The sequence below is a fragment of the Sorangium sp. So ce119 genome (assembly GCF_051524405.1).
Taxonomy (GTDB): domain Bacteria; phylum Myxococcota_A; class Polyangia; order Polyangiales; family Polyangiaceae; genus Sorangium; species Sorangium cellulosum_G.
The window spans coordinates 9,956,443-9,979,538 of sequence record NZ_CP150310.1; the positions used below are offsets into that span (position 1 = coordinate 9,956,443).

The 23,096-nt window shown below is 73.8% G+C and carries 15 protein-coding genes; 10 read left to right on the forward strand and 5 right to left on the reverse strand.

Going from position 1 to position 23,096, the window contains the following annotated elements:
- Positions 1-36: 36 nt before the first annotated feature.
- Complete coding sequence (locus WME76_RS37680) at positions 37-768, reverse strand: hypothetical protein (protein ID WP_437956994.1); 732 nt, start codon at positions 766-768, stop codon at positions 37-39.
- A 162-nt stretch (positions 769-930) separates the two neighbouring features.
- On the opposite strand from WME76_RS37680, the gene WME76_RS37685 reads away from it, so the two are divergent.
- The 4 genes from WME76_RS37685 to WME76_RS37700 all read left to right on the forward strand — a co-directional run bounded on the left by WME76_RS37685 (position 931) and on the right by WME76_RS37700 (position 5,268).
- Entirely contained in the window at positions 931-1,236 is a 306-nt protein-coding gene (locus tag WME76_RS37685) for a YfhL family 4Fe-4S dicluster ferredoxin (RefSeq protein ID WP_061610113.1), read from the forward strand.
- Positions 1,237-1,330: 94 nt separating this feature from the next.
- A complete protein-coding gene (locus WME76_RS37690) occupies positions 1,331-2,095 on the forward strand; it encodes a hypothetical protein (RefSeq protein WP_437956995.1) in 765 nt (254 codons plus the stop codon).
- A gap of 121 nt (positions 2,096-2,216) precedes the next feature.
- Complete coding sequence (locus tag WME76_RS37695; protein ID WP_437956996.1) at positions 2,217-3,206, forward strand: hypothetical protein; 990 nt, start codon at positions 2,217-2,219, stop codon at positions 3,204-3,206.
- 22 nt (positions 3,207-3,228) lie between these two features.
- A complete protein-coding gene (locus tag WME76_RS37700) occupies positions 3,229-5,268 on the forward strand; it encodes a protein kinase domain-containing protein (protein ID WP_437956997.1) in 2,040 nt (679 codons plus the stop codon).
- A gap of 80 nt (positions 5,269-5,348) precedes the next feature.
- Here the strand turns inward: WME76_RS37700 and WME76_RS37705 are convergent, their stop codons facing one another.
- Positions 5,349-5,714, reverse strand: a complete 366-nt coding sequence (locus tag WME76_RS37705) for a hypothetical protein (RefSeq protein WP_437956998.1) — start codon at positions 5,712-5,714, stop codon at positions 5,349-5,351.
- Between the two features lie 176 nt (positions 5,715-5,890).
- On the opposite strand from WME76_RS37705, the gene hutU reads away from it, so the two are divergent.
- Positions 5,891-7,564 carry a urocanate hydratase gene (hutU, locus tag WME76_RS37710; protein ID WP_437956999.1) on the forward strand — a complete coding sequence of 558 codons (1,674 nt, stop codon included), beginning with the start codon at positions 5,891-5,893 and terminating at the stop codon, positions 7,562-7,564.
- Between the two features lie 89 nt (positions 7,565-7,653).
- On the opposite strand, the gene WME76_RS37715 is transcribed toward hutU, so the two are convergent.
- Positions 7,654-8,586: a deoxyribonuclease IV gene (locus tag WME76_RS37715; protein ID WP_437957000.1), complete on the reverse strand. Its 933-nt coding sequence runs from the start codon at positions 8,584-8,586 to the stop codon at positions 7,654-7,656.
- Positions 8,587-8,865: 279 nt separating this feature from the next.
- Between WME76_RS37715 and WME76_RS37720 the strand changes: the two genes are divergently transcribed.
- The 5 genes from WME76_RS37720 (at position 8,866) to WME76_RS37740 (ending at position 17,719) form a co-directional block, all read left to right on the forward strand.
- Positions 8,866-13,455, forward strand: a complete 4,590-nt coding sequence (locus WME76_RS37720; RefSeq protein WP_437957001.1) for an AMP-binding protein — start codon at positions 8,866-8,868, stop codon at positions 13,453-13,455.
- The gene (locus tag WME76_RS37725; RefSeq protein ID WP_437957002.1) at positions 13,452-14,453 is read left to right on the forward strand and encodes an NAD-dependent epimerase/dehydratase family protein; all 1,002 of its coding nucleotides are present in this window, start codon (positions 13,452-13,454) and stop codon (positions 14,451-14,453) included. Before WME76_RS37720 ends, WME76_RS37725 begins: the two co-directional genes overlap by 4 nt.
- A 301-nt stretch (positions 14,454-14,754) precedes the next feature.
- Entirely contained in the window at positions 14,755-15,792 is a 1,038-nt protein-coding gene (locus WME76_RS37730; RefSeq protein ID WP_437957003.1) for a sensor histidine kinase, read from the forward strand.
- Positions 15,789-17,336 carry an RAD55 family ATPase gene (locus tag WME76_RS37735; RefSeq protein WP_437957004.1) on the forward strand — a complete coding sequence of 516 codons (1,548 nt, stop codon included), beginning with the start codon at positions 15,789-15,791 and terminating at the stop codon, positions 17,334-17,336. Before WME76_RS37730 ends, WME76_RS37735 begins: the two co-directional genes overlap by 4 nt.
- Positions 17,333-17,719, forward strand: coding sequence for a response regulator (locus WME76_RS37740; RefSeq protein WP_437286999.1), 387 nt, complete (start codon positions 17,333-17,335; stop codon positions 17,717-17,719). Before WME76_RS37735 ends, WME76_RS37740 begins: the two co-directional genes overlap by 4 nt.
- A gap of 14 nt (positions 17,720-17,733) precedes the next feature.
- Here the strand turns inward: WME76_RS37740 and WME76_RS37745 are convergent, their stop codons facing one another.
- On the reverse strand, positions 17,734-18,624 hold the full coding sequence (locus WME76_RS37745; protein ID WP_437957005.1) for a DUF2267 domain-containing protein: 891 nt from the start codon (positions 18,622-18,624) through the stop codon (positions 17,734-17,736).
- Positions 18,625-18,826: 202 nt separating this feature from the next.
- Positions 18,827-22,921, reverse strand: a complete 4,095-nt coding sequence (locus tag WME76_RS37750) for a transglutaminase domain-containing protein (RefSeq protein WP_437957006.1) — start codon at positions 22,919-22,921, stop codon at positions 18,827-18,829.
- Positions 22,922-23,096: the final 175 nt, after the last annotated feature.

Genomic DNA, 23,096 nt, shown 5'->3' on the forward strand with positions numbered 1-23,096 from the left:
CGGTCGACGCGCGACGCCGGATCGACCGAGCAGCGCTCAGCCTCCGCCCGCGCCGCCGTCGCCTTCGGAGCCGCCGGCCCCGCCCGAGCCGCCGCCAGCGCCGCCCGAGCCGCCGGCGCCGCCCGAGCCGCCGGCGCCGCCCGAGCCGCCGCCAGCGCCGCCGTCACCCTCCGCGCCGCCCTCGCCCCCCGCCCCGCCCGTGCCCGAAGACCCCGGCGTATAAGGAGTCCACTCGGGCTGCTCGGTAGCGGCCCCGCAGATCCCGGGCGTGCTCTCGGCCTCGCCCGACGGCTCGCCGGGCGCGCTCGGCGAGGAGGACGGCAGCGGCAGGCACGCCTTCCAGCCCTCGGGCTCCGTGTCGACGATCACGGCGTTGCGCTCGCCCGGCGCGATCGCCGCTGCCTCCCGGACATCGCGGAGCGGGACGCAGGCGTAGCCGCCGCGGCAGTCCTCGTCCTCGTCGCACGTGGCCATGCAGAAGGTCCGCTCGAAGCGCGGCCACCGGGCGTTCTCGAGCGCGCCGCACGCCTGGTCCAGCACCGGGTTGAAGGCGACGCAGACGCTGCTGCCGAAGCAGCCGTTCGGCTCGCAGTTGAAGATCGTGCAGTAGCCGCCCGGCTGGGTGGTGTCGCAGAAGAGCGCCTGCTCTTGCTGCACACAGTCGAGCGACGTGGTGCACTCATCGCCGATCTGCGGGCCGCATCCGGCGAGCAGCGAGGAAACGCCGAGGACGACGAGCAGTTGGGCGGGCCCGGTGAGGCGAAGCATCGAGGAGGGCCGCTTAGTACTGGCGGGGGCGCCCGCGCGCAAGCATAGGCGCGGCTCTGGCGCGCAGAACCGGCGCCTGCTTCCGCCCGAATTGACACCCTGCGGCCAGGCCTCTACAAACGAGCGGACCGGGGTTGGACCCCGGAGAATGAAGCGAAGGTCATGGCGACTTACATCACCGAAGACTGCATCAACTGCGGCGCCTGCGAGCCGGAATGCCCGAATGAAGCCATCAGCGAGGGCGATGAGATCTACGTGATCGATCCGGAGCTCTGCACGGAATGCGTCGGCTTCTATGACCACGAAGCGTGCCAGGCCGTGTGCCCGGTCGAGTGCTGCCTGCCCAACCCGCAAATCGTGGAGACCGAGGAGGCCCTCATCGCGCGCGCCATCAAGCTGCACCCCGACGATGCCGATCTGCAGAAGCGGGCCGCCGCCAACGACTACCCCTCGCGCTTCCGCAAGTAGCGCCCCCTCTCGATCCACATCGCGTCGCCACCCGGGCCGCGCTTGCCATGTCTCCGCCGGCCCCGTCGGTTCGATTCGGCGCCCGGGTCACGCCGTGACCCGGCGCTGGGCCGCATGGCTCCTCGCGAGCGCGTGCGCGGGCTGCCACGGCGGCGGCCCGCTGCTGCACCCGGCCCACCCGCTCCTTCCTGGCACCGTGAGCTTCGGCGGAGGCCTGTCCGGCGAGATGGTCCTCGCCGGCGCGACGACCGCCCCGCCGGACGCGAGCGGCGGCCCGACGGCGACGGAGGGCGCCGCCCGGCGGAAGCTCTCCGAGATCGCCGTGGCGCCCGGCGTGGCGCCCTGGGCCAGCGCCCGCGTCGGGATCGCGGGCGACAACGAGGCGGGGCTGACGTACACGGGGCGCGCCCTCCGGCTCGACGGGCGGCACGCGTTCCCGATCGGCGAGGCGGCCCTGTCGGTCGGGCTCGGCGCCTCCGCGCTCTTCGCGGGCGGACCGGGCTCGGAAGGAAGCGACGTCCTCGGCGCCGGGATCGACGTTCCCGTCCTGCTCGGCTTCCGTTCGGACGCCGATCTCTATGCGCTCTGGTTCGGCCCGCGGCTCGGGCTCGAGCTCCTCGGCGGCGAGGTGCGGCTGCCCGCCGCCGGGGCAGCCGCCCCGGGGCCCCTCGTCGATGCGTCGGGCCAGCACCTCCGGGTCGGTTTCGTGCTGGGCGTGCGCGGTGGGTTCCGCCACGTGCATGTCGCCCTGGAGGCCACCGCGACCTACCACCACGCCGAGGGCGAGATCGCCGGCGTTCCCGTGGCGCTCGACCAGGGGACCGTCGTTCCGGGCGGCGGTCTCACGGTCACCTTCTGACGCGGCCGTAACCGCCGCCGGCCAGACCGCAAGCTGACCGCAAGCTGGCGGATTTTCTTGCATTTTCTGTAGGCTGCACAGGCGCTTGCCCGCCCGGAGGACCGGCCTTAGACTCGGATCTATGCGTCCCATCGGCGCCCTCTGCACCTCATGCCTCGTCCTCGCCGGTGCGGCTCTCATCGGCTGCTCGGCCCCTGTCGCGGGCGACGACGCGGCCGGCGCCAGCGGGGTGGTCACCCAGGGGGTCGTGCGCGTCGAGCGCGCGATCAACCTGAGCCGGGACGACGCCTGGACCACCTCGGCCGTCGAGCTCGATGAGGCGGCGCTGCCGAGCGCCGCCGTCGAGGGGTCGGGGTCGGTCACCAACGTCTCGGCGAAGTTCATGCGCCTCTCGTCCGCGGCCGATTCCGAGCTCGCGGAGCGGGTGGTCGGCTCGCCCTTCGACCTTCCGTCCGCCGGCAGCTGCATGGTCCTCTCGCCCGCCGACGACGAGACGGCGACCAGCAGCCTGAGCTCGCTCGGGCCGATCGAGCTCCTCGACGCGGGCGACGTGACGATGAAGACCGACAGCACGGCAATGCCGCTCGCCGCCCGCGCATTCCCCGACGTCGGCGATCTGGTCTTCGGTGTGTTCTACACGTCGCGCGACGCGACGAGCGATCTGCCGGCGCCGGCGCGGTACGTCTTCGAGAGCTCCGGGTCGGGCCTGCTCGACCGGTTCTCCTTCGAGGCCGACGCGCCGGCGGGCCCTGAAGAGGTGCGGGTCGGCGACGCCGAGCTGGCCGACGGCGTCGAGCTCGACGCCGGTGTCGGCGCCGTCGTGCAGTGGCGCGCCGACGAGGGCGCCGAGGCGGGCCGGTCGCGGGACGTCATCTACGTCGACGTCACCTCCACGCGCGGCGCGGCCGTGCGGTGCGCCTTCAAGGACACGGGGCGGGGCGTGATCCCGGGCTCGTTGCTCGACCCCTCGACGCTCGGGCCCCTGCCGGCGATCGCGACGCTCGCCGTGCACCGCACGCGGCAGGTGCCGTTCAGCGCCTCGGGGATCGACCTCGGCGAGGTGCGCTTCGATCTCTCCGTGGTCGGCCGCGCGCGCATCGCCGCGCACTGACCGTTTGACGATCGGCGTCAGGGTGACGCACGAGGACCTGCGACGGCGCGCGGCCGAGCTCGCCGCCATCGGGCAGCGCGGCCGCGGCGCCGCGTTGCTCGTCGCGGTCGGGGATCACGCGGGCGCCTCGGAGCTGCTCGAGCGGGCCTGCGACTTCGTCGGCGCGGCCCGGGAGGCGCTGGCGGCCGAGGACCCGGCCCGCGCGGCGCTGATGGCCGCGCTCGGCGGCGACGAGGCGCTCGCGCGCGAGGCGCTCGACCTGCTCGCCGCCACGGCGCCCCGCGACGCCGCGCTGCGCGCCGCCGCCGATCTCGCGGCGCGCGGGTTCGCCCGCCACGCCGGCGCGCTGTTCGCGGCGCTCGGCGCGCACGCCGCTGCCGCGGAGGCGTTCACCGCGGCCCAGGACGCGCGCCGCGCCGCCGAGAGCTTCGAGCTCGCCGGCCGCCCCGCGGACGGCGCGCGGGTGCTCGAGGCCGCGCTCCGCCGCCGCCCGGACGACGCGGCGGCGTGGCTCGCGCTCGGCGAGCTCCTCGCGCGCCACGGCCGCGCCGAGGCCGCGGTGCGGGCGCTGCAGCGGCTGCCGCCCGACGCCGCGGAGCGCGCCCGCGCGCTGCCGCTGCTCTCCAGGTGCCTGAGCGAGCTCGGGCTCGAGGACGCCGCGCGGACCGTGCGCGACGAGATCGCCCAGCTCGATCCGAGAGCGCAGGAGGCGCCCCCGCCGCGCGACGTCGTCCCCGCCGCGGGGCCTCCCGGCGCGCCGCTCCTCTTCGGGCGCTACGAGACGCTGCGCGAGGTCACGGCCACGCCGCACGCGCGCGTCGTGGAGGCGCGCGACCGGATCACGGCGGAGCGCGTCGCGGTGAAGATCTTCGCGGGCGCGGCGTTCGGCGCGGGCCGCGACGCGCTCCTCCGGTTCGAGCGCGAGGCGCGCGCCCTCGCCCAGCTCCGGCACCCGAACGTCGTCGCGCTCCGCGCGTACCACCCGGAGGGGCCCGCGATGGTGCTCGCCTGGATGGCGGGCGGATCGCTGATCGAGCGGCTGCGGGGGGAGCCGGTCGCGCCCGCGCGCGCCGTGGAGATCGCGTGCGCGCTCCTGTCGGCGCTCGGCGAGGCGCACCGGCTCGGCATCCTCCACCGCGACGTGAAGCCGAGCAACGTGCTCTTCGACGAGGTCGGGACGGCGCACCTCGCGGACTTCGGCGCGGCGCACCTCGGCGATCTCTCGACCACCGCCACGGCCGGCGCGATCGGGACGTTCGCGTACATGTCGCCGGAGCAGCGCATGGGCCGCCCGGCGACGCTGGCGAGCGATCTGTACGGCGTCGGCGCGGTGCTCGCCGAGCTGCTCACCGGAGAGCCGCCCGCCCCGGCGGTGCACGGGCAGCTCGATCCGGCGCCGAGCGACGTCCACCCGGACCTCACGGCGACCCACGACGCGGTCGTGGCGGCGCTGCTCGCGGAGGATCCGGCCGCGCGGCCCGGGGACGCGTTCGAGGCGCGGCGCGCGCTGACCGCGCTCTCCTGGCCGGAGCGCGCGCGGCCGCAGCGATCGCGCGCGAGCGCCCGGCCTCGAGCGAGCGACGCGCCGCCCTCGACGACGGCGCGGCTCGCGGCGACCCTGGAGGTCGGCGACGGCCGGGACACGGAGGGGCGGTGGCGCGACGCGTGGCTCGACCGCGACGTCCTCGTGCTGCAGCTCGACGACGCGACCCTCGCCCGCGCCCGGGCGTTCGCGCGCGCCGGCCACCCGTCCCTGCCGTGCGTCCTGCGGGTCGACCTCGCCGCCGGCGAGGTCTGGGTGGCGCTGCCCCAGGGCCGCGCGCTCGCGGACGAGGGGCGCGCGCTGACCAGGGGCCAGCGCGCCCGGCTCGGCGAGGCCGTCGCGGCGCTCCACGCCGCCGGGGGCGCGCACGGGTGCATCGACGACCAGCACCTCTACCTGCACGACGGCGACGTCGCGCTCGCCTACCCGCGCGGGGCTCCCGGCGACGTGGAAGAGATGACCGCGCGGGATCTCGCGGCGCTCCAGGAGCTCGACAGGAACGCGCTGGACGAGCTCTAGGAATCGCGAGAGGGGGCGGCGCCACGCTCGTCCGGGCGCAACACCCGACGACGAGGGCCACGAGGGCCCGGCGTCAGGGCTCAGTTCGGCGGAGAAGGCGCGGGCTGCGGTGCCGGAGCGGGCTGCGGCGGCGGAGACGGCGGCGACGAGCGCCCGTCGAACGAGGTGCACGCGCCGTAGTCGTCGCGCTTGGTGATGCTGTAACAGCAGTAGTCCCCGTCGTACTCGGGCTCGCTGTCGACCGACTCGATCTGGCCATTGCACTCATCGCTGCCGAAGTAGGCGAGCGCTTCGGCCTGGGAGGGGCATGCCCCCTCGAGCTCGGTCCACTCGAAGCACCCGACCTTGTCGCACCCGGTGGTCGCGACGGCGAGCGCCAGCGCTGCGAGCGGAGGAAGGGCCGGGATGGAGCAACGCGCAAGGGCCGAACGGATCCTCGAGATCATGGACTCTCCCGGATAGGGGCGCTGCGCGCGCCCGGGGCGAGCATACTCCGGTTCGGACGAAGCCGGCTGCCCTGGAGAGCGACCGACCTCGCGGAGCAGGCTTACGCCACGCAGCGTGGCGCGCGGCGGGCGCCGCGCTGCCTGGTCGATCCGGGGCGGCTGGAGTACACGACAGCATGGCGACCGGAGAGCAGGGGGCCCGGGTGGTGCGCGCGCCGCGCGGGAGCGAGCGGAGCTGCAAGGGGTGGATCCAGGAGGCGGCGCTCCGGATGATCCACAACAACCTGGATCCGGAGGTCGCGGAGCGGCCCGACGATCTCGTGGTGTACGGCGGCACGGGGAAGGCCGCGCGATCGTGGGAGGCGTTCGACGTGATCGTCCGCGAGCTCCGGGAGCTCGCGGACGACGAGACGCTCCTCGTGCAGTCGGGCAAGGCGGTGGGCCGCTTCCGCACGCACCCGGACGCTCCCCGCGTGCTCCTCGCGAACTCGAACCTCGTGGGCCGGTGGGCGACGTGGGACGAGTTCCGGCGGCTCGAGGCGCTCGGCCTGACGATGTACGGGCAGATGACCGCGGGCTCCTGGATCTACATCGGTTCGCAGGGCATCGTGCAGGGCACCTTCGAGACGTTCGTCGCCGCGCGGAAGGCGCACGCGGCGCGGGTCCAGGGCGGCGGGCGCTGGGTGCTCACCGCGGGCCTCGGCGGCATGGGAGGCGCGCAGCCGCTCGCCGCGACCATGGCGGGCATGGCCTGCCTCGGCGTCGAGATCGACCCGGCGCGCATCGAGAAGCGGCTCCGCACCCGCTACGTCGACGAGCGCATCGACGACGTCGACCGCGCGCTCGACGCGGTCCTGGAGAGCGTCCGGCGCGGCGCGCCGCGCTCGATCGCCCTCTGCGGCAACGCAGCCGACGTGTACCCGGAGCTCGTTCGCCGCGGCGTCACGCCGGACCTCGTCACCGAGCAGACCGCGGCGCACGATCCGCTCGTCGGCTACGTCCCGCCGGGGCTCACGCTGGAGCAGGCGGCGGAGCTCCGCGCCCGCGACCCCGGGGCGTACGTCGCACGCGCCAAGGAGGGGATGCGGGTCGAGGTCGACGCGATGCTCGCGATGCAGCGGCGCGGGGCCGAGGTCTTCGACTACGGCAACAACATCCGCACCTGCGCGATGGAGGCGGGGTGCCAGGACGCGTTCGCGATCCCCGGCTTCGTGCCGGCGTACGTGCGCGAGCTGTTCTGCCAGGGCAAGGGCCCGTTCCGGTGGGTCGCGCTCTCCGGCGACCCCGAGGACATCCTCGCCACCGACCGCGCGGTGCTCGAGGCGGTCCCGGGCGACCCCGACCTCCGGCGCTGGATCGAGCTCGCGGAGCAGAAGATCGCGTTCCAGGGGCTCCCGTCGCGGATCTGCTGGCTCGGCTACGGCGATCGCGCGGAGGTCGGGCTCGCCTTCAACGAGCTCGTGCGCACCGGCCGGGTGAAGGCGCCGCTCGTGATCGGGCGCGACCACCTCGACTGCGGGTCGGTCGCGTCGCCGTTCCGGGAGACCGAGGCGATGAAGGACGGCTCGGACGCGATCGCCGACTGGGCGATCCTCAACGCGCTCGCGAACACCGCCGGCGGCGCGTCCTGGGTCAGCTTCCACCACGGCGGCGGCGTCGGGATCGGCAACTCGCTGCACGCCGGGATGGTGATCGTCGCCGACGGCACCGAGGCCGCCCGGCGCAGGCTCGAGCGGGTGCTCACGATCGATCCGGGCATGGGGATCATCCGGCACGCCGACGCGGGGTACGAGACGGCGCTCCGCGTCGCCGACGAGAAGGGCGTCAGGGTGCCGCACCGGGCGGGGTGACCGGGCGGAGCGCTGGGGGCGCGCGAGCCGCGCCGCGGGGCCGCGATCCCTGGGAGGCACCGGCCTGGAAGCACCGGCTCGCGCGAGCGTCACGCGCGTGGGGCGCGCGGCTTCCCCTTCCTCGCCGGACGGGCGTCGACGGGGACCGGCGCCGCCGCCGGCGCTGCCGCGCCGCAGAGGCCGCGCAGCCGCGCGAGCTCCTCCGCGTAGCCGCGCCGCTCCTTGGAGAGCGGCGGCAGCTCGATCACCGCCGGCACGCGCGCGAGCCGCGCGTCGTTCGCGAGGCGCCAGAACGGCGCGAGCCCCATCTCCCCGTCGCCGATGCGCTCGTGCCGATCGAGCCGCTGACCGAGCGCCGCCTTCGAGTCGTTCACGTGCATGCACCGCAGCCGGTCCATGCCGAGCAGCCGGCCGAAGTCGCCCCAGAACCCCTCGTAGCCGGCCTCGGCGCGGAGATCGTGCCCCGCCGCGAAGGCGTGCTGGGTGTCGATGCAGACCCCGAGCCGCGCCCCCTCCGGCCCGGCGCGCTCGATCATCGCGGCGATCTGGTCGAGCCGATTACCGAGCGTCGACCCCTGCCCGGCCATGTTCTCGATGCAGAGCTGCGCGCGGAGCCCCTTCCCCCGCGAGAGCACGATCGCGAGGCTCTCGCCGATGCGGTCGAGGCCGGCTTCCTCGCCGAGGCCGCGGTGCGCGCCCGGATGGAACACGACGAAGTCGATCCCGAGCGCGTCGCACCGCGCGAGCTCCTGGTACAGCGCCTCCCGCGAGCGCTCGAGGATCGCGGTGTCATCAGCGCACAGGTTGATGAGGTAGCTCGCATGCGCGAGCGTCCGACCCGCGCCGGCCCAGGACGCGCGCGCGGCGCGGAACGCCGCGATCTGCTCCGCGCTCAGCGCAGGCTCGCGCCACTGGCCCGAGACCTTGGTGAAGATCTGCATCGCCTCGCAGCGGTCCTCCCCCGCCAGCGCGATCGCGCGGTGAAGGCCGCCGGCCACGGACTCGTGCGCGCCGAAGATCATGGGCCGCACTGCTTGGGTCGCCTCGCGCGCGCGGGCAAGGCATTGCGCTGAACGCGCGCGATCTGCCACCGCACCGGCCCACCACACGCTCGCGCCACGCGCGGACACGACATGCCCGGAACACGCCGTCGACACGCCGCGACATGCTCAATTCTGCGAACAAGATGTGAGCAAACCCCATGCCTGGAGGGCGCGAACCCCGGTTCGCGGCACCTCGCCCTTGACGCGTTCCGGCCCAGGCGCGAATTGAGCGGCCTTCCTGGAGTCTCGATGAGCCATATGGGTGTTACGAACGGGGCTGGGGCCAGAGCGACGGAGCCCGGGGCGCCGGGTGAAGCGGGCCGCCAAGAGATCGCGGCGGCCCCGCCGCTGGTGCCGTCTCACGTGCTCTCGGGCAAGCGGCTCGTGGTGGTCGGAGGCACCGGGTTCCTCGGCAAGGTCTGGCTGGCCATGCTGCTCGCGAGGTTCCCGGAGATCGCCCACATCTACCTGCTCGTCCGGGCCAAGGAGGGGCAGTCGCCGGAAGAGCGCTTCTGGTCGCAGATCGCCACCTCGCCGGTGTTCGATCCGGTCCGCGAGCAGCACCCCGGGCCCGCCTTCGAGGAGTACCTCCGGCAGAAGATCACCCCCATGAACGGCAACGTCGGCCAGCCGCTGCTCGGGCTCGGCGACCGCGTCGGGGAGCTCACCGGCCAGATCGCCGCGGTCGTGAACGTCGCCGGCGTCGTCGACTTCAACCCGCCGCTCGACGAGGCGCTCGAGGTCAACGCGTTCGGCATCAGCAACATCGTCGAGCTCGCGCGGACTATCGGGGCCAAGGTGATGCACACGAGCACCTGCTTCGTCGCAGGGTACCGCTCCGGGCTCATCGAGGAGAACCACCCGGCCGAGATCCCCTTCCCCCGCGCCGCAGGCGAGACGTGGTTCGGCGCCGCCTGCCCGAAGCGGACGCTCGATCGATCGCACTGGGACCCGCAGCGCGAGATCAGCGAGTGCCTCGACCTCGTCAAGCAGGCGCGCCAGCGGTGCGAGGACGCCTTCCGGCAGAGCGCCTTCCTCGACGAGGCCAAGGCGAACCTGGCCGCGCGCGGCGAGCCCGGCCGCGGCAGCGCGCTCGAGAACGAGCTCGCACGGGTGAAGCGCAAGTTCATCAAGGACCGGCTCGTCGAGGCCGGCAAGGAGCGCGCGCTCTTCTGGGGGTGGACCAACATCTACACCTACACGAAGAGCATCGGCGAGCAGGTGCTCGCCAGCTCCGGGCTGCCCTTCACCATCGTCCGCCCCGCCGTCGTCGAGACCGCCGTCGAGTTCCCGTTCTGCGGCTGGAACGAGGGGATCAACACCTCGGCGCCCTACCTCTACCTCGCCTCGAAGGGGCAGGTGCAGTTCCCGGGCGACCACGACGTGCGGCTCGACCTCATCCCGGTCGACATGACCGCGAGCGGCATGATCGCGTCGCTCTGCGAGCTGATCGAGGGCCGCGCGCCCGCCGTGTACCAGTACGGGAGCACCGACACGAACGGCTGCCGCGTGACGCGCTACCTGGAGCTCGCCGGGCTCTACAAGCGACGGCAGGTCTTCGAGGGGAAGAAGACCGCGCTCTTCGACGTCGTGTCGTCCCGCTTCGAGCCGCGCGGGCTCAGCCGGCAGCAGTACAACGCGCACGGCGCGCGGGCCATCGAGGGCGCGCTCCGCGGCCTCGGAGGCCTGCTCAAGACGGCCGGCGTCGGCCCCGCCGCCGCGCTCCTCAAGCCGGCGGCCGCCGCGCTGGAGAGCGCAGCGAAGACCGAGCAGAAGACGGCCGCCCTCCTCGAGGTCTTCATGCCGTTCGTCGCGGAGGCGGACTGGGTCTACTCCTGCGCCAACACCCGCGCGGCCATGGCCCGCATGCCGCCCGAGGAGCGGGCGCGCTTCGTCTGGGCGCCCGAGAAGATCGACTGGCGCGACTACATCTGGAACGTCCACCTCCCCGGCCTGGAGAAGTGGGCCTTCCCGCTCATGGAGGAGATGCTCCGCCGGGAGATCAAGGCGCTCCGGCCCTACGACAGCCTCGTCGACCTGCTCGACGAGGTCGCCGAGCGCTTCGATCACGCGCTCTCCGTGCAGCGCATCGAGCAGGACGGGCTCTCGCGCACGAGCTACCGCGAGCTCCGCGACGCGGCCTGCAAGACGGCCGCGCGCCTCGCCGCGCTCGGCGTCCGCCGCGGCGATCGCGTGGCGCTCTCGGGCGCGAACCAGCCGGCGTGGCCCGTCGCTTACTTCGGCATCCTCCGCGCGGGCGCCGTCGCCGTCCCGATCGACCCCACGGTCGACGCGCAGGCGTTCGCGGCCGTCGTCCGCTCGTCGACCGCGAAGGTCGTCCTCTGGGACAGCGGCGTGGAGGAGAAGATCGGCGCCGACGTGCGCGCGGCGCTGCCGAATCTTTACGCCTTCGACCTGTCCGGCTTCGCCGAGGGCCGCGCGGCCGACCTCGGGCCGGCGTCGGGCGACGGGCTCGCGCCGCCGGACGTGCGCGTGGGCAGCGAGGACGTCGCGAGCGTCGTCTACACGAGCGGCACCACCGGGGAGCCGAAGGGCGTGCTGCTCACGCACGGCAACTTCACCGCGCTGCTCGCCTCCCTCGCCCCGCTCTTCCCGCTCAAGGCGAGCGACCGCGTGCTCAGCGTGCTGCCGCTCCACCAGACCTTCGAGGTCACCTGCGGCCTGCTCCTGCCGCTGTCGCAGGGCGCGCGGATCATCTACCTCGACGAGGTGTCGGCCGACCGGGTGAGCGACGGGCTGAAGAAGGTGCGCGTCACGGCGATGGTCGGCGTGCCGGCGCTCTGGCAGATGCTGGAGCGCCAGATCGTCGCCCGGATGAAGGAGCAGGGGCCCGCCGCGGCCGCCGCGTTCAACTGGGCCATGGAGCTGAACCGCATGCTCGGCAAGCGCTTCGGGCTGAACGCGGGGCGGCTCTTCTTCGGCAGCGTCCACGACGCGCTCGGCGGGAACGTCCGCTTCCTCATCTCCGGCGGCGCCGCGCTCCCCAGGGACACGGCCGCCCTCTTCAAGGGGCTCGGCCTGCCGCTCGCCGAGGGTTACGGCCTGACCGAGGCGGCGCCGCTCCTCACCGTCGCCAAGGCCTCGCCGGCGGCGAGCCCGGGGAACGTCGGCAAGCCGCTCCCCGGCGTGCAGATCAAGATCGCGAACCCGGACGCGAGCGGCGTGGGCGAGGTGCTCGCGCGCGGCCCCAACGTCATGAAGGGCTACGCCGACGCCCCCGACGCGACCCAGGCGGCGCTCGACGCGGACGGGTGGCTCCACACCGGCGACCTCGGCAAGCTCGACAAGCAGGGGCGGCTCACCCTCGTCGGCCGGCAGAGCGAGGTGATCACCGCGGCGAAGGGCGAGAACGTGTACCCGGCCGAGATCGAGCGCATGCTCGGCAAGGTCGAGCACATCAAGGAGCTCGCGATCGTCGGGATCGACAACGGCCGCGGCGGCGAGCAGGTCGCGTGCCTGGCCGTCCCCACGGCGCCCGGCCCGAAGGACGAGGGCGACGACGAGGAGCTCGCGTGGGCGCTGCACCACGAGCGCGCGCTCGAGGCGCTCCGGACGGCGATCCAGGCGCTGCCCAAGCCGTGCCACCCCATGGCCGTGCACCTCCACGACGCGGACCTGCCGCGCACCGCGTCCGGCCAGGTGAAGCGCGCCGAGGTGAAGGCGATCGTCGCGCGCCTCGCCGCCGAGGCGGCCGCGTCCGCGGCGGCCGACGCCGGCGCGGGGAGCCTCGCGCACGACGGCGCCGCGGGGAGCATCGAGCCGAGGTCGCACGCGCCGGGCGAGGAGCCGATCCACATCCCCCGCCCCGTGGCCGACTTCGCCAAGCACTGGATGAACAAGGTCCAGTCCGGCTTCTACGGGAACGTCATGCGCCCGAAGGTCTACGGGCGCGCGTTCATCCCGCACAACCGCAACACGATCGTCGTCTCGAACCACGCGAGCCACCTCGACATGGGGCTCGTGAAGTTCGCGCTGGGCAGCTACGGCGACGGCCTCGTCTCCCTGGCCGCCCAGGACTACTTCTTCGAGGGCAACCGCTGGCGGCGCGCCTACTTCGAGAACCTCACGAACCTGGCGCCCTTCGACCGCAAGGGCGGCCTGCGCACGGCGCTGCGGCAGACCGGCGAGATCCTGGACCGGGGGCGGACCGTGCTGCTCTTCCCCGAGGGCACGCGCAGCCCCGACGGCAGCATCCTCGAGTTCAAGCCGGCGATCGGGCACCTCGCGCTCACGCACAACGTCGACATCCTGCCCCTCTACCTGGGCGGCACCTTCGAGGCGCTCCCCAAGGGGCGCAGCGTCCCGATCCGCCGCGATCTCGTCGCGCGCATCGGGCCGCCGCTCGAGATCGCCGACCTCAAGCGGCTCACCGCCGGGATGAAGTACGCGGTGGCCTGCCGCAAGGTCGCGGAGCTCACGCAGCTCGCCGTGATCAAGCTGCGGGAAGGCGGCGCGCTCGACCTGCGCCGGGTCGAGAGCATCGACCAGGCGGCCACCACGAAGGAGCACCCGCTCACGGTCCTGTTCCGCGAGCTCGAGGCGAAGTACGTGGCCGGGCGGGTCGCCCAGCCGATCACGTACTACGTCACGCTCGGCGCGGAGGAGGAGGCGAAGTGGACGCTGCGGATCGATCCGGCCGGCTGCGAGGCGCGGATCGGCAAGCCGAGCCAGCAAGCCGACTGCGTCCTCAAGACGACGCCGGAGATCTTCACCAAGATCGTCCGCGAGGCCTACACGCCGAGCCCGATGGAGTTCATGACGGGCCTCGTGAAATCGAACGACATCTCCCTCCTCCAGACCTTCCAGAAGGTTTTCGACCTCGCATGAGCCGCTACCTCGTCACCGGCGCGACCGGTTTCCTTGGCTCGCACCTCGTCACGGCCCTCCGCGGGGCGGGCCACGACGTCGTGGCGCTCTGCCGGTCGGAGGCGCCGGCGCTCGTCGAGCAGGGCGTGGCGCTCCGCCGCGGCGACATCCTCGACGCGGCGTCGGTCCGCGCCGCCGCCGAGGGCTGCGAGGGGCTCTTCCACTGCGCCGGGCGCGTCTCGCGGCGCCGCGAGGACGCCGAGGCGCTCTACCGGACCCACGTCGAGGGGACCAAGATCACCCTCGACGCCTGCCGCGACGCGGGGGTGAAGCGCGCGGTGATCGCGAGCACGAGCGGCGTCGTCGCCGTGAGCCGGGAGCCGAGCGACGTCCGCGACGAGACGGCGCCGCCGCCGATCGACGTGATCGCCGGCTGGCCCTACTACCGCTCGAAGCTGTACGCCGAGCGCGCGGCCTTCGATCGCAGCGGGCCGGGCTTCGAGGTCGTCGCCGTCAACCCGAGCATCCTGCTCGGGCCGGGGGACGTCCACGGCGCGTCGACCGGCGACGTCGTGAGCTTCCTCGAGCGCCGGCTGCCGTTCATCCCCGCGGGCGGGCTGTCCTTCGTCGACGCCCGCGACGCGGCGCAGGGCATGGCGCTGGCCATGGAGAAGGGCCGCCCGGGCGAGCGCTACCTGCTCGGCGCCGCGAACATGAGCCTGGACGTCTTCTTCCACCGCCTCTCGCGCGTCTCCGGCGTCCCCGCCCCCGCCCTGCGGCTGCCCCGGAGCATCGCGCTCGCGAAGGCGGGCGCGCACCTCATCGAGCGGGCGCGCAAGCGGCTCCCGTTCGACCTGCCGGTCGACCCGGTGTCGGCGGAGATGGCCCAGCACTTCTGGTACCTCGACTCGACCAAGGCCCGACGCGAGCTCGGGTGGACGCCCCGCGACCCGGTCGAGACGCTCGCGGACACGGTCGCGGACCTGCGCGCGCGCGGCGTGGTCTGGCCGCAGCCGTAAGCCGAGCGCGGAGCTCGCGGCCGCCGCGCGCCGAGAGGCGGTAGAGCGGCGATATCAGCACGCCAATCCAGCTCCCAGGGTGGTCCCGTCACCACCCCCGCACGCGCCAAGTTGCCCCGCGTGATGGCGTTACGCCACAGCCGCGTCCGGCAACGGCGACGGTGCCGCCGGAGTCGCGGCGCGGTCCGCCGCTTGCAGGATGAGCCTGCCAGAGGGACTTCGCAGCAGCGAGGGAGCAAGCCTGGTGAGACCGTCTCTATCCACCGATGCACCGACCGTGGGCTCGATTCAGGTGGGACTCGTGTTGCTGGACATCGAGCGGCGTGGCCGGGTGGTCTTCGCCAACGCGTCGGCGCGCGAGGTCTTTTTCGCCTACGAGGACCTGGACGGGCAGACCCCGCACGTCACGGACGCCGACGGAGCGCCGATCGCGCCGCACGAGCGGCCCCGGTCCCGCGCCCTCCGGGGCGAGGCGTTCGGCCCCCTGATGACGCACTGGAAGACCGGTGACGGCGACGTCGCGCTCATCGTCCGGTGCGACCCCGTCGACCTCGATCACAAGCTCGCCGCGCTGACCTTCGTCGACGTGACCGCCTTCCAGCGGTGGACGGACGACACGCGCGCCGCGCTCGCCGCGCGCGACGAGTTCCTGTCCATCGCGGCGCACGAGCTCAGATCGCCCCTCAACGCCCTGCTCCTCACGATCCACCGGGTCAAGCTGCGCGTCCCGTCGGACGAGGCGCCCTCCGAGCTCGATCGCCTCGTCGACATGTCGCAGCGCCAGGTCGACCGCCTGACCAGCCTGGTCCAGAACCTCCTCGACGTGACGCGGATCCGCGCCCGCCGGCTCGAGCTCGATCTGGAGCCGAAGGATCTGCTCCAGATCGTGCGCGACGCCACGGAGGCGGTCGCCGAGCACGCCCGCGCGGCCGGGACGCCGGTCCGGGTCGTGACCGGCGAGCCGATCCACGGCCTCTGGGACGGCGCGCGCATCGAGCAGGTCGTCCAGAACCTCCTCACGAACGCGCTGAAGTACGGCGGAGGCAGCCCGATCGAGGTCTCCGTCGCGCGCGAGGGGGCGACCGCCAGGCTCACGGTCCGCGACCAGGGGCCCGGCATCGCCGCGGACGACCGCGACCGGGTCTTCCAGCCCTTCCAGCGGATCGCGTCCACCTACAAGTCACAGAGCCTCGGGCTCGGCCTCTACATCGTGCGGGAGATCGTCCAGGCGCACGGCGGCAGCATCTCCATCGAGTCGCCCGACAGCGGCGGGGCGGCGTTCGTCGTGCGCCTGCCCGTGGAGCAGTCGACAGCAGAAGCATCAGCGGAACAGGCATGACGCGAGAACGAGAAGACCAGACAGGCACACAGGGGTCCTCCGCGGAAGACGCAGAGGGCGGCGGCTCCAGCGCGGCCGTCCCCCGGCTGGAGACGAGCATTCCGAGGCTCGACTACATCCTGAAGGGCGGCTTCCTCCGGAACGGGACTTACGCCCTGATGGGCCCGCCCGGGAGCGGGAAGACGATCTTCGGCAACCAGCTCTGCTTCGAGCACGTGCGGAGGAGCGCGAGCGCGCGGTGCGTCTACGTGACGCTCCTCGTCGAGTCGCACAGCAAGATGATCCGCCACCTGAGCGGCATGAGGTTCTTCGATCCGAGCATGATCCCGGACCGCATGTATTACATCAGCGGTTACCCGGCGCTCCGCGATCAGGGCCTCGACGGGCTGCTCGATCTCCTGCGCCGCACGCTGCGCGAGCGCCGCGGCACCGATGTGCTCGTGATCGACGGGCTCGAGAGCGTCGAGCAACGCGCGCCCACCGCGCTCGCTTACCGGGAGTTCGTGCACGAGATCCAGGGGCTCTCGACGCTCAGCGACTGCACGACGTTCCTCCTCTCGAGCATGCGAGAGCGGTCGCACGCCGAGAACGCGCTCGTCGACGGCATCATCGAGCTCACCGATCAGCTCATCGGGCCGAGGGCCGTCCGGGAGCTCACGGTCCACAAGTTCCGCGGCAGCGATTACCTGCGCGGGAAGCACGAGGTCGAGATCGACACGTCCGGGATGGTCATCCACCCTCGCACCGAGATCCAGTTCGACAGCCCGCGCGCCAGCGCGACCGAGGAGCGCGAGCGGATGGGCTTCGGGATCGAGAGCTTCGACGCGATGATCGAGGGCGGATTGCCGTCAGGCTCGGCGGCGGCCCTCCTCGGCGCGCCCGGCACCGGCAAGACGCTCCTCGGGCTCTCGTTCCTGGTCGAGGGAGCGAGGCGCGGCGAGGAGGGGATCTACTTCGGCTTCTACGAGCCTCCGCCGCGGCTCCGCGAGAAGGCCCGGATGGTGGGGATCGACCTCGATACGCACATCGACAAGGGCACCATCCGGCTCATCTGGCAGCCGCCGCTGGAGCACATGATGGACTCGCTGGCAGCGCATCTCATCGAGCTGCTCCGGCAGGACCCTAAGCCGCGACGACGGCTGTTCATCGACGGTATCGAGGGCTTCCGGGCGGCGTCCGTCTACCCGGACCGGATGCCGCGGTTCCTCTCGGCCTTCACCAACCAGCTCAGGATGCTCGACGTGACCACGGTGGTGACCGAGGAGCTCGATCTGTTCACGCCGCTCATCAAGATGCCGAACCCGGAGCTCGGGAACGTGGTCGAGACCGTCGTCCTGCTCCGCTACGTCGAGCTCAAGTCGCAGATCCACCGGCTCCTCTCGATCATGAAGATGCGAGAGAGCGCCTATGACAGGTCGATCCGCGAGTTCGTCATCTCCGAGCGCGGCATCGAGGTGGCGAGCTCGTTCGGCTCGGCGGAGCAGATCCTCTCGGGGCAGGCGCGGCAGCTCGCCGGATTCCAGGAGAAAGAAGGGGAGCTGTGACAACGGTGCTCGTGGTAGATGACGAGTCGGACCTCCTCGCGTGCATCGAGGGGCTGCTCGAGGACGAGGGGTACTCTGTCGTGACGTGCTCCGACGGCAAGCAGGCGCTCGACTACCTGCGAGAGGCCCGCCCGGACCTCGCCCTCGTGGACCTGATGATGCCCATCATGAGCGGGTTCGACCTGGTCAGGGCGGTGAAGGACGAGCAGCGGCTCGACGGCATGCCGATCGTCATCATGAGCGCGGTCGAGCAGCGCCAGGAGCTGCTCCAGAAGCTCGGCGACCGGGTGCACGCCGTCCTCAAGAAGCCGTTCACGGCCGACAAGCTCCTCGGCACGGTCCGCAAGCTGCTCGCGGCGCCCGCGTCCGCGACGGCCCCCTGAGGCGCCGCCGCGGATCAGACCGCCCGGCGCAGCGGGGTCGGCGGGAACAGGTCCTTCATGTCGAGCGGGAGCTGACCGCGGAACCCCTCGATCTCCCCGGCGGACACGCTGTCCGCGACCGCCTCGCAGATCGCCTGCAGCACGAAGCCGGCGGCCTCGCGGTCCATGCGCAGCTCGCGCGCGACGTCGTCCTCGATGGTCGCCGTCGTGATGCGCTTGTCGGGCCCGTCGAGGAACGGATCGAGCGACGGGTGGAGCTTGGAGGGGAGCTGCGCGATGAGGTGCCGCGCCTCCTGCGGCGTCACCCTGCGGCAGAGGTTGCCGAGGACGATCTGGAGCGCGAGCTCCGCGCGGTCGCGCTGCTGGAGGCCGCTGTGGCGCTCCACGGCGTGGAGCAGCCGGCCATAGGCGCTGTCCGCGCGCGCCTTGCGCCGGGTGAGGGCGCGCACGGGGCCGCGCGAGCGCTCGGGGCGCGCGATCCCCTCCGGGTGCAGCGCGCCTCCCGGCTTGAACCGGGCGGCGACCTCGAGCTGCGCGCGCACGACCGAGCCGGCGGACTCGGTGTCGACGGCGCCGTCGGCGAGCAGGTCGTCCAGGGTCACGAGGCCGACGGGCCGCCCTTGCTCGGTCAGCGGCACGCGTCGACACGCCTGATCGCGCATGATGCGCACGGCGTCGTCGATCGACGCGTCGATCTCGAGCGTCGCGACCTCGTCCGACATGATGTCGCGCAGCATGGTGCTGCGCGCGTCGAGGTCGCCCGCCACGATCTCGAGCGCGACGTCGCGGTCGGTCACGATGCCGGCGATCCGCTGGCCATCGTGGACCAGGACCGCGCCGACGTGGTTGTCGACCATCGCCCTCACCGCGTCGTAAGCGGTCGAGCGCGGGCTCAGAACGATCATGCGCGGGCGTCGGTACTGTTCTAGCGGCATGGCGAGATCCCTCCCCTGGGTAGCGCTGGCGTGCGGGTGCGTTGCAGAGCGGCTAGCCAGAACGGTACCAACGGACGCCGACGGGCGGCCTCGGGGCGGCCTCAGGGCGGTCTCAGGGCAGGGAGACCGACCCGGCCGAGCCGCCCGAGGACACCTCCGGACGGCGGTCCTCTCACGGCGCCTTCTTGTTCGCCGGCGCGACGGGCACGAGCCGCACCATCCGGTGCTGGAGGCCGTCGACGCGCTGCAGCCAGCTTCGCCAGGCGGCGTACTGGGCCACGGGGATGGTCGAGCGATCGAGGACCACGCGCTCCTTCACCACCACGGCGTTCCTGCCCGGCACCCTCGCGAACGAGAGCGTCGCGCGGCCGAACTCGCCGCCGTTCTCGTCGCCGCCCGGCGGGAGCTCGGCGAACGTGAACCCGGCGGGGGCGGCGATCGTGATCGTCCGGTGATGGTGGCGCGGCGCGAGGCTCGGCGGCAGGACCACCGGCAGCGTGCGCTTCACGAGCGGCGCGAGCTGCGACGTCATCGTGGACGTGCCCGAGAGCGGCACCGAGAGCTCCGCGCCCTCGCGGCGGGCGAGGCCCTCGGAGCGCGCCTCGTACGCGAGCGACGCCGCGCCGTGCGGGAGATCGGCCTGGAACGCCACCTTCGGCTTCACGTCCACGGTCGGGAACCAGCCGTACGCGAGGTACTGCTCGACCCACTGCGCGCGCGCGTCGGCCTCGGCCAGGTTCGACCGGAGCTCGAACGCCGCGTCGCCGATGTGCCGCTCCTTCGCGGTGAGCTCGCCCGCGCCCGACGGCTGCAGCGCGATCGTCCACTCGGCGTCGACGCCGTGATCGGCCGGCGAGCTCGCTGGCGTCTCCACGATCTTCGGCGGCCCCTCGTCGACGAACAGCGCCAGCGTGCGCGCATCCATCGCCGGCAGCGGCCCGAGCCGGCTCTGCGGGCTCGTCGCGTCGAGCCACATGCCCGGCGCGCCGCCCGCGCCCGGCAGGTACGCGATGCCGTGATCGAACACCGGGATCGCCGCGACCTCGCTCCGGAGCAGCGACGGCTGGCTCGTGTAGCGCGTCTGCACGAGCACCTCCGTCGCCTCGATGCCGATCGATTTGAGCAGCGTGATCAGCAGCATCGCCTTGTCGTCGCAGTCGCCCTGCCGCCGCGCCAGGAGCTCCTGCGGCCGGTTCGGCAGCCACCACTCGCCCGAGACGAAGTTCACGTAACGGATGTCGTCCGCCACGAAGTCGAAGAGCGCCCGCAGCTTCTCCTCGCGCGTCGCCTTGCCCTTCGTGAGCTCGGCGGCGAGCCGGCGGACCTGGTCGTCGGGCTCCATGAAGCCCGCGACAGCGCCCCGGTACCACTCCCGGAAGTCGTGCCAGCCGTGGAACGTGGAGCCCACGACGACCGGCAGCACCTCCGACAGGTGCGGCGCGAGCGGCTCCTCGGGCACCTCGGGCGGGTCGTCCCAGATGAACCGCGTCACCTGGCGGCCGTCCTTCTCCGACGTGAGCACCCGCTCCGCCTTGCCGTTGAGCACGTCGATCGCCAAGGGATCGCTCTTCGGCGAGTCGACGACGACCTCGTTGTAGAGGATCGGCCGCGTGTCGGTCGAGCCGACGTAATCGATGAAGTAGAACGGCGCGTCGCCCCGGCGGCCGACCGGGCCCGGGGTCCACGAGCGCACCGCGACCTCCACCACGTCGCCCGTCTTGAGCTTGGGCCAGCGCACGAACGGCCTCTGCCCGCCCGCGCCCTGCTCGTCCGGCTGCGCCACGGTGCCGTCCTTGCGATGCACGCGCGCGAAGAGCAGCTCGGTGTCCGCCGCCTCGGCGGGGATGTCGCGCTCGTAGAGATCCTGATCGGTCCGCGGCTCGATCACGATCTCGCGCGCGTAGTGCATGAGCTGCGAGACGCGCTTGTCCGGGTGGTACGTCACGACGCGCACCCAGTGGAGCTGGCGGTCGGCGATCTCCCCCTTCTTCGCCGGGTCCTTGCGCGCCCGCGCGAGGAAGACGTCGGGCGCGACGAGGTGCTGCTCGTCGCGCATGCGCCGCCGGCCCGGCGCGCCGGCCGAGCCCTCGCCCATGCGGAGCGCGAGCTCGGCCTTGAGGAACGGGTCGCCGGGCGTGAGGTCGCGCGCCCGCGCGAGCGCGGCGGTCGAGAGGGCTGGCCACGGCGCGGCGCCGGCGCCCTGCCGGGCGGCGGCGAGCGCCTGGAACGCGGCGGGCTGGTTCGGCGCGACGTGCGCGGCGTAGGCCAGCACCTCGCGCGCCCACGCGGCGCGGCCCGCGTCGTGGAGCGCGCGGCCGATGCGGATGACGTCCTCGGCCGACGTCTGCTGCGCGAGCGCCCCGGCGGCGGCCACCTCCAGCGCGGCGCCGCCCTCGTGCTCGAACGCGCGCACGTAGCCCGCGCCGCGCGACTCGGGCGAGATCTCCGCGAGCCGGCGCGCGGCCCGCAGCCCGAGCGCCGGGTCGGACCGGGCCGCGGCCGCGATCTCCTGCCACACGACCACCGGGGTGCGGTCCTTCTGCTCGCGCTCGATCGCGAGCAGATCGTCGAGCGCCGCCCGCGTGAGCCCCGAGGCCGCGAGCTTCTTCTTCACGAGGGCCCTGAGGACGCGCGCCTCGGGATCGCGCGCCGAGCGCAGCGGATCCTCGCGCAGCGCGGAGGCCGCCCAGTCGACGCGGTCCGAGGCGAGGTGGGCGGCGACGAGCCGGCGCTGCGCGAACGAGGCGGTGGCCCGGTCCTTGTCGGCGAGGCCGCGGGCGCGCGCGGCCTCGAGCCAGCCGCTGCGGTTCGCGCCGAACGGGGAGACCCACCCCGCCATGGCGATCGCGTCGGCGGAGACGCCCGCCGCGCGCGTCAGGCGGTCGAGCAGCCCGGGCGCGCGGGGAGACCGCTGGTCCTCGGCGCCCCCGAGCGTGCGCGCCACGACGGCCGTGAGCGTCTGATCGAGGGCCTGCGACGCGCCCGCGTCGAGCGCCCTGTCGAGCGCCGTCCTGACCGGGGTCACGGCCGAGGGCGCGGCCGGGGGCAGCGTGAGCGGCGTGAGGTCCGACGAGGTCGCGAGCGCGACGGCCCGGCGCTGCTCGTCGGTGAAGCGCACGCGGACGCGCCCCTCGTCGCCGATCGCGCCGGTGCACACCTTGAGCGCGAGCAGGTGATCGCCCGCGGGCGCCTCGACGCGCGCGGCGATGCGGTCGAGCACGAGGCGCTCGTGCTCCACGTCGCTGGCGGCGACGTCGACGCCGTCCCACTGGAGCCGCACGGCGCCGGTCGCGGCGACGTGCGCGAGGAGCGGCTTGCGATCGAGCGCGGCCGGCACGGTGACGCGCGAGGCGAGGTACGTGCAGCTCTCGGCGCGCGGGTGGATGTAGAGGTCGAGCGGCACGCCGCGCGCCGTCGATGCGGCGGGCAGCGCCCGGCGCCACGCGACGTCGTACACGCCCCACGCGTAGCGGGCGCTCATGTCCGAGAAGCGCTGGCCTTCGGCCTCGGGCCCCTCGCGGCGCGCGAGCCCGCCGCCCGAGCTGTCCTGGAACGGCCCCAGGACGGCGAACGCCTTCACGAGCCCCGACGGATCCGGCGGCGCGTCGTACGAGACGGCGCGCGCGCCGGGCCACGCCGCGGCCGGGGGCTCGGGGGCGAGCGAGGCCGCGAGCCAGCGCGCGTCGTCGGCGAGCGGCGACGACGACGCGGCGATCTGCGCGAGGCCCTCGCGCGCGCGGCCTTGCGCCGCGCGGTCGGACAGCGCCGCCGCGATCACGAGCCCCGCGATCGCGTCGTCGCCGCCCCGCCGCGCGCGGGCCAGCGCGGCGCCGAGCATCTCGTCGGGCGTCGCGGCGGTCCACCGCGGCGCCGGCGCGATCGGCGAGCGCTTCTCGGTCGCCTGCGCGCCGCCCACCGCGGGCGCGCGCGCCTCCACCTTCGCGCCGCCCGGGCGCGGCGCCGGCGCGCCGCCCGCCGCGGGCAGGCGCGGCGCCACGACCCTGCCGGGGCGCGGCGCCTGCGCCTTGTCCGCCGCCGGTGCGCTCGCGTCCGCCGGCGCGCTCGCGTCCGCCGGCGCGCCGCCCGGGCGCGGCGCCTGCGCGTTGCCCGCGGCGGGCGCGGCCGCGACGGCGAGCAGCGCCGCGACCCATGCGCCGCGACGCGCCGCGCGGGCGCGCGCGCGCCCCGCTCGTCGATCGTGTTGATCCAGCCGATCGCGCCGCCCTCGTCGACCGCGTCGATCTTCCCCCGGCGAGCTCCGCTCCATCGATCCTCGCTTCCAGGCCACGGCATAGCGCGAGCCCGATCGCGGCGCGAGCGCGGCGATCACCGCGCCGGATCGCACGGACGCGGCCGCCGCGCGCGTGCGATCCGGCGCGGCGATCGCCGTGCGCGAACTTGGCCGGCCAGCGCGCGGCCCACTAGCGTGGCTCGCATGCTGC